Origin of the sequence: Citrifermentans bremense R1, from assembly GCF_000426865.1 — a bacterium.
Classification (GTDB): Bacteria; Desulfobacterota; Desulfuromonadia; order Geobacterales; family Geobacteraceae; genus Geomonas; species Geomonas bremensis.
Genome location: NZ_AUGE01000062.1, coordinates 1 through 5164 on the forward strand (window position 1 = coordinate 1; position 5164 = coordinate 5164).

General features: G+C 57.6%; 4 protein-coding genes. All 4 read right to left on the reverse strand.

Going from position 1 to position 5164, the window contains the following annotated elements; genetic code table 11:
• The coding region (locus tag K419_RS0118560; protein WP_026842856.1) for a cytochrome d ubiquinol oxidase subunit II at positions 1–1046 on the reverse strand (1046 nt) is incomplete at its 3' end.
• The gene (locus K419_RS0118565) at positions 1039–2355 is read right to left on the reverse strand and encodes a cytochrome ubiquinol oxidase subunit I (protein WP_026842857.1); all 1317 of its coding nucleotides are present in this window, start codon (positions 2353–2355) and stop codon (positions 1039–1041) included. The genes K419_RS0118565 and K419_RS0118560, both read right to left, overlap by 8 nt.
• Before the next feature lie 93 nt (positions 2356–2448).
• The gene (locus K419_RS0118570) at positions 2449–3474 is read right to left on the reverse strand and encodes a DMT family transporter (RefSeq protein ID WP_026842858.1); all 1026 of its coding nucleotides are present in this window, start codon (positions 3472–3474) and stop codon (positions 2449–2451) included.
• Positions 3475–3956: 482 nt separating this feature from the next.
• Entirely contained in the window at positions 3957–4985 is a 1029-nt protein-coding gene (locus tag K419_RS0118575) for a restriction endonuclease (RefSeq protein WP_026842859.1), read from the reverse strand.
• Positions 4986–5164 lie beyond the last annotated feature (179 nt).

Genomic DNA, 5164 nt, shown 5'->3' on the forward strand with positions numbered 1-5164 from the left:
GGGGGCGCGCCATGTCCCCCACCCTTCCCAACCTTCCCAGCCGGCGGCATATCGGTAGACGGCTCCCCCCTGAAAGTCCAGTAGAGGTAAAAAAGCGAAGGAACCAGGATCAAAGCACCAATAGGCAAAACGGCGAGAAAGGCGACCAGGGTCGGATGCGGCGCCGCGGCGGCACGCAGGGTCAATTGCCCGATCAGAATATCGGGATTGAGGGCCACGACGAAGCCAGCCATGGTGAAGACGATGGTCGCGCCGGCGGCAATCTGCGCCCAGAAGTAGCGCCGCAGCCAGAGCAAAGATTCGGTGATGACGCCGGTAAGTATCGCCAGCATCACGAACAGCATGGGCCACGAGTTGAACAGCCTCTCGGCGAATAGCGGCGCCTGGTAGTGCGCCAGCGGTATCATCAGCGAGGTGAGAATGCCCAGGGCCAACCCGGCCGCCAGCGACTCCTTCCTGAAGTCCTCCTGCAGGCTCCCCGTGACGCGCACCGTCATGTAGATGGGCGCCAGGTAGGCGCAGATCGCCATACCGACGACGCCCCCCAATAAGGTGAAGGGGTTGAGCCAGCCCGAAACCTGTTCGGTCGGCATATGTCCGGCGATGACGATCCTCCCGGCAGCGGTGGCGGACACAGCGAGCCCCAGCGTGAAGGGGGTGAGCACGCTGGCGATCTCGAAGACGCGGGCGCTGACGGGGGTCTCTTTCTTCGACTCCCTGCCGAAGTGGCGGAAGGCAAAAGCGGCGCCCCTGAAGTTGATCCCAACCAGGGCCAGCACCAGTGGGGTCATCAGCACGACGAAGAGGTTACCGAAACCGGCGGGAAAAGCTGTGAAGAGGGTGACGATCACGAAAATGAGCCAGACGTGGTTCGTTTCCCACACCGGGCCGATGGCGTTGAAGAGCGCTTCCCTCTGTTCCCGCGCGCGTGGCCCGAAAGCGAAAGCGGTCCAGATGCCTCCGCCGAAGTCGGCACCGGCGAAGAGCGCGTACATGAGAAGGCCGGCAACGAGGACTATGGCAGCGAGAATTACCGGATCAGCCATGGAGCACCTCCTCTTCTTCCTCCCCCCTACCCTGCGGGCGCAGCAAAAGCCGCAATATCCCTACCGAAAGCGCCAGGTAGACCAGTAGGAAGGTGGCGAAGATCAGCAGCAGACCGCCGTTGGGCGTCACGGCCTCGGAGGTGCGGAGATACCCCTGGATGATCCACGGTTGCCTGCCGAACTCGGTAACCATCCAACCGCTTTCCAGAGCGATCATGCCAAACGGGGCCGCGATGAGAACCAGGATCAATGCGCCCCGTTTCAGCGTCACTTCCTTTTCGCGCCAGCGAAGCCACCAGAACCAGCCGGAAGCCACGGCCATGACGAAGGAAGAGCCCACCATGAGATCGAAGAAGGGATGCACGATGCGCGGGTCGGGAGTACTTCCTTGAGGGAAAGCGTCCAGCCCCTGCACCACCGAGTTGGCGTCGCCGTTGGCAAGGTAGCTGAGAAGCTTGGGGATCTTTATCGCGTAGCGGACGGTACCGGTCTCGGGGTCCGGCCAGCCGCCAATGACAAGAGGCGCCGCCGCCATTGTCTTGAAATGCGCCTCGGCCGCCGCGAGTTTCGCCTTCTGATGCTCGGCGAGCGCTTCCGCCGCCCAGTCCCCGCTCACAAGCATAAGCGGCAGGGCCAAGGTGCCGACCGCGAGGGATAGGGTCAGCGCCTTCTTCACCTGCGTCGTCTTCCTGCCGCGCAAAAGATCCGCTGCGTAAAAGCCCGCCATCGCGAAACCTGTGGCTACGTATGCGGCGAAGGTTCCATGTACTGCCTGGTGCGGCCAGGCCTGATTGGCAAAGGCAACCAGCGGGCGGATGTCGGAAGCGACGCCGTTGACCATTCGGAAGCCCGAAGGTGTATTCATCCAGCCGTTGGCGCTGATGACGAAGACCGCCGAAATAGCGGAGGCTACGACCATGGGAACGGTACAGAGGAACTGGGCGCGGCGGGACAAGCGCTGCTCGCCGTAGCTGTAAAGAGCGAGGAAAATGGCCTCGGTGAAAAAGGCGAACCCTTCCATCGAGAAGGCAAGGCCTATCATAGGCCCGGCAAAGACCATGAATTTAGGCCAAAGGAGTCCGAGCTCGAATGAGAGGATCGTTCCAGAGACGGCGCCGATGGCGAAGAGTACCGCAGCCGGCCTGATCCAGCGCCGTGCGACCTCGTGCCACTCTTCATCTCCGGTTTTGAGCGCCAACCCTTCCGCAAGCATCAACAACAGCGGAAGACCGATGCCTATAGTCGCGTAGACTATGTGAAAGGCAAGCGAAACACCCATAAGGGCACGTGCGGCAAGCAAATCGTCCATGAATAGGCCTCGCTGTGACAGGAACGGACAAGTTAAAAAACTTTAAAAGTTTCCTGATACGGCGCGGTTTGTCAAGGCGAAGCCGATAGTTATTCAGTGAGGATGCTGGTGGTGAATATCTGGCCAGTGGACATGCGAGTGGTTCATAGGGCGATGGACGTGATGATGGTCGTGAGAGAGAGCGCCCTCCCCTTCAGGATGCTCGTGATCGTGGTGTTCGTCGTGGATGTGAGTATGAGTATGAGCCATTTCCTCATGCGCGTGGCGGTGCCGGTGCACTTCCAGGTAGAGCAGCGCAATGCCAGCCAGCATCAGCACCGTGGCTATCCAGTAAGCAGCAGGTGGGCGCTCTCCCAGAAGCGCCACCGATAGGAGCGTGCCGAAGAAAGGACCGACTGCGAAAAAGGTAGCGGTTCTTGCCGCTCCAATCTTCCGCAGGGCCTCGACGAACAAGACCAGGCTCAGCCCGAAGCTGAGAGCGCCGACAGCCAAGGCCCCGTAGATTTGCGAGGGCGTGGCCGATCCGGTGGTAAAGACGAGCGCCAGGAAGATGGAAAAGAGACCCGCGGCGAATCCTTTCACAGAGGCGAGCACCGTGGAGGAAAGTTCCTCCACGTCCCGGGTCAGGTTGTTGTCGATGCCCCAGAAGATGCAGGCGCAGATAACCAGGAGCCAGGAGGTAGAGAAGGACATTCCCCCTTCCGCTTTCAGCACTACCAGGCCGGCGCCTATGAGGATCAGCACCTTGCCGGTACAGACGTAGGGGCCGATGTACTCCTTGAAGATGAGCCAGGCTATCAGAGTGGTTGCCACCGTCTCCAGGTTGAGGAGCAGCGAAACCTCCGAAGCCGTGCCGTACTTGATACCGAAGGCGAGGCAGAGAGGAGCTATGATGCCGCCAGAGATGACCGCGCCGATCAGCTTGAACCGGTGGCGCGGCGAGAGATGCGCCAGTTCGTGGAGGGAGTTCTTGCGTTGGAAGAAGAGGACGAGTTGCAGGCCGAGGCCCGAGCCGAGGTAGAGAAGCCCCGCGAGCAGAGCCGGCGACATGTCCCCGATGAGCATCTTGCAGAAGACCGGCGACACGCCGAACAAAGCGGCGGAAAGAATAGCGAAGATCTGTCCGGAAAAAGCAGGCAGCTTGCGGCCCCTCCTGGTTGGATTAGATTAGTTAGCGGCAGACAAAGCTAGCATGCTTGAGAGAAAAAAGCCATATCTAGACCCATCGCACGCACGCGGATGACGCGGATCAAAAAACGATAACTTCGGATCAGGCAAAACCCTGCTCTAGCTCTAGCTTAATCTGCCGTTATCCGCGTTATCCGCTAAATCCGTGTGCGATGCCTTTTGCTTGTACATCGACCAAGGCAAATCCCCTCTACACGGAAATGAACCTGAAGCATGATCCACGAAGCGCTGCACGAGCCCAACGTTCCCCCCCTTTGCGAAGGGGGGCCAGGGGGGATTTGTTCTATCCGGCTGAGCGGTCATTCCCCCAAGAAAAGATGCCCATCTGCGGGAAGTGCGGTGCGCCTATGATCAAGCGACAGGCTAAGACTGGTCCACATGCCGGGAAGTTCTTCTGGTTGTCGAATTAGCAATTAGAGTTGTTCCACCGGCCAACCTTTCTTGCAGGGGATACAACCATAAAATTGCTGTCCGTTTTTTGGTCCACTTTGGAACTGTCGCAGAACCAGCTCTGTCCCACAATTTGGGCAGTTCTTCTTTTCGGGTTCCAATGTGGCAGTAGTCTGTGCGGTTGCCGATGTTGTCTCAACGCCCTGGCTCTCTTCTAGTGGACGACTGCCGTTACATTTTGGGAAACCACTGCACCCCCAAAATTCCGTGCCAGCATTACTGCCTTGACGTGCTGTCCGCTTCTTCATCTCCATTCCGCATTTTGGACAGGCGGGGGCAGTAGTCTCTTGTCGTACCTCTATTGGGTTCATTGAAGCCGTAGTCTTTTTTTGAGCTATGTCTATCATTTTTTTCAGCTTAGAGCCGTCAACTAACTCGATGTTGAGTCCTTTCACAAATGCCTTCGCATCATCGGTGTAAACGCCAGAGGTGACGAAGTATCCTCCAGCCGCACCGTTCGCGGCCATTACTCCGTAGAACTCTCGCACTGGTTGAACCCCAACCTTGTAAGCCTTCCACTGCTTGCACTGCACCAAATGCTTCTCATTGTTCTTGCGAAGTACGAGATCTATGCCCCCATCGGGACCATTGCCACCTTTTCGGCTTACTTGGAAACCGTTACGTTGGTAATACTCGGCAACCAGCCTTTCGAAATCGGCCCAGCTCATTTCGTTCAGGGCTGCGACATCTGTGCTGGCGGCTACCTTTTCATATAGCTTTTTCTGTTTTATCAAGTTTATGCCTGAAACTAATGCTGCAATACCGAAGGCAAATGGAAGGATGTATTGTCCAAACATTGCCAGAGTGGTCACCATGCCTTTTACTACCATGTCGCCCATCTGTCCTGGAGCTGTGACCAGCGTGATCGGGCGAGAGGCAATCACGTGCAGCACCAAATATGACCCCAGTGCCAACAAAGCTCCGCCCCACCAAGGGAGTTTGCTTGTCGCTAAAATCAAATCTTCAAGGGGACTCGTCTTGCTTCTTGCCATTGCAGTTCCTCATTTTCAGTTTTTGTCTTGGTAATGCCAGGCTGACCGGTGGCTTTTACAAGCTTGGGAGCTTGGGGGGAGCTTGGGGGCGGCGCGTGTCAAGCTAGTTGTCGCCTGACCTATGCAGCGTTGACAGTTTTATTTTCTTCTTCGAGGACGACTTTGGTCACTACTGCCTC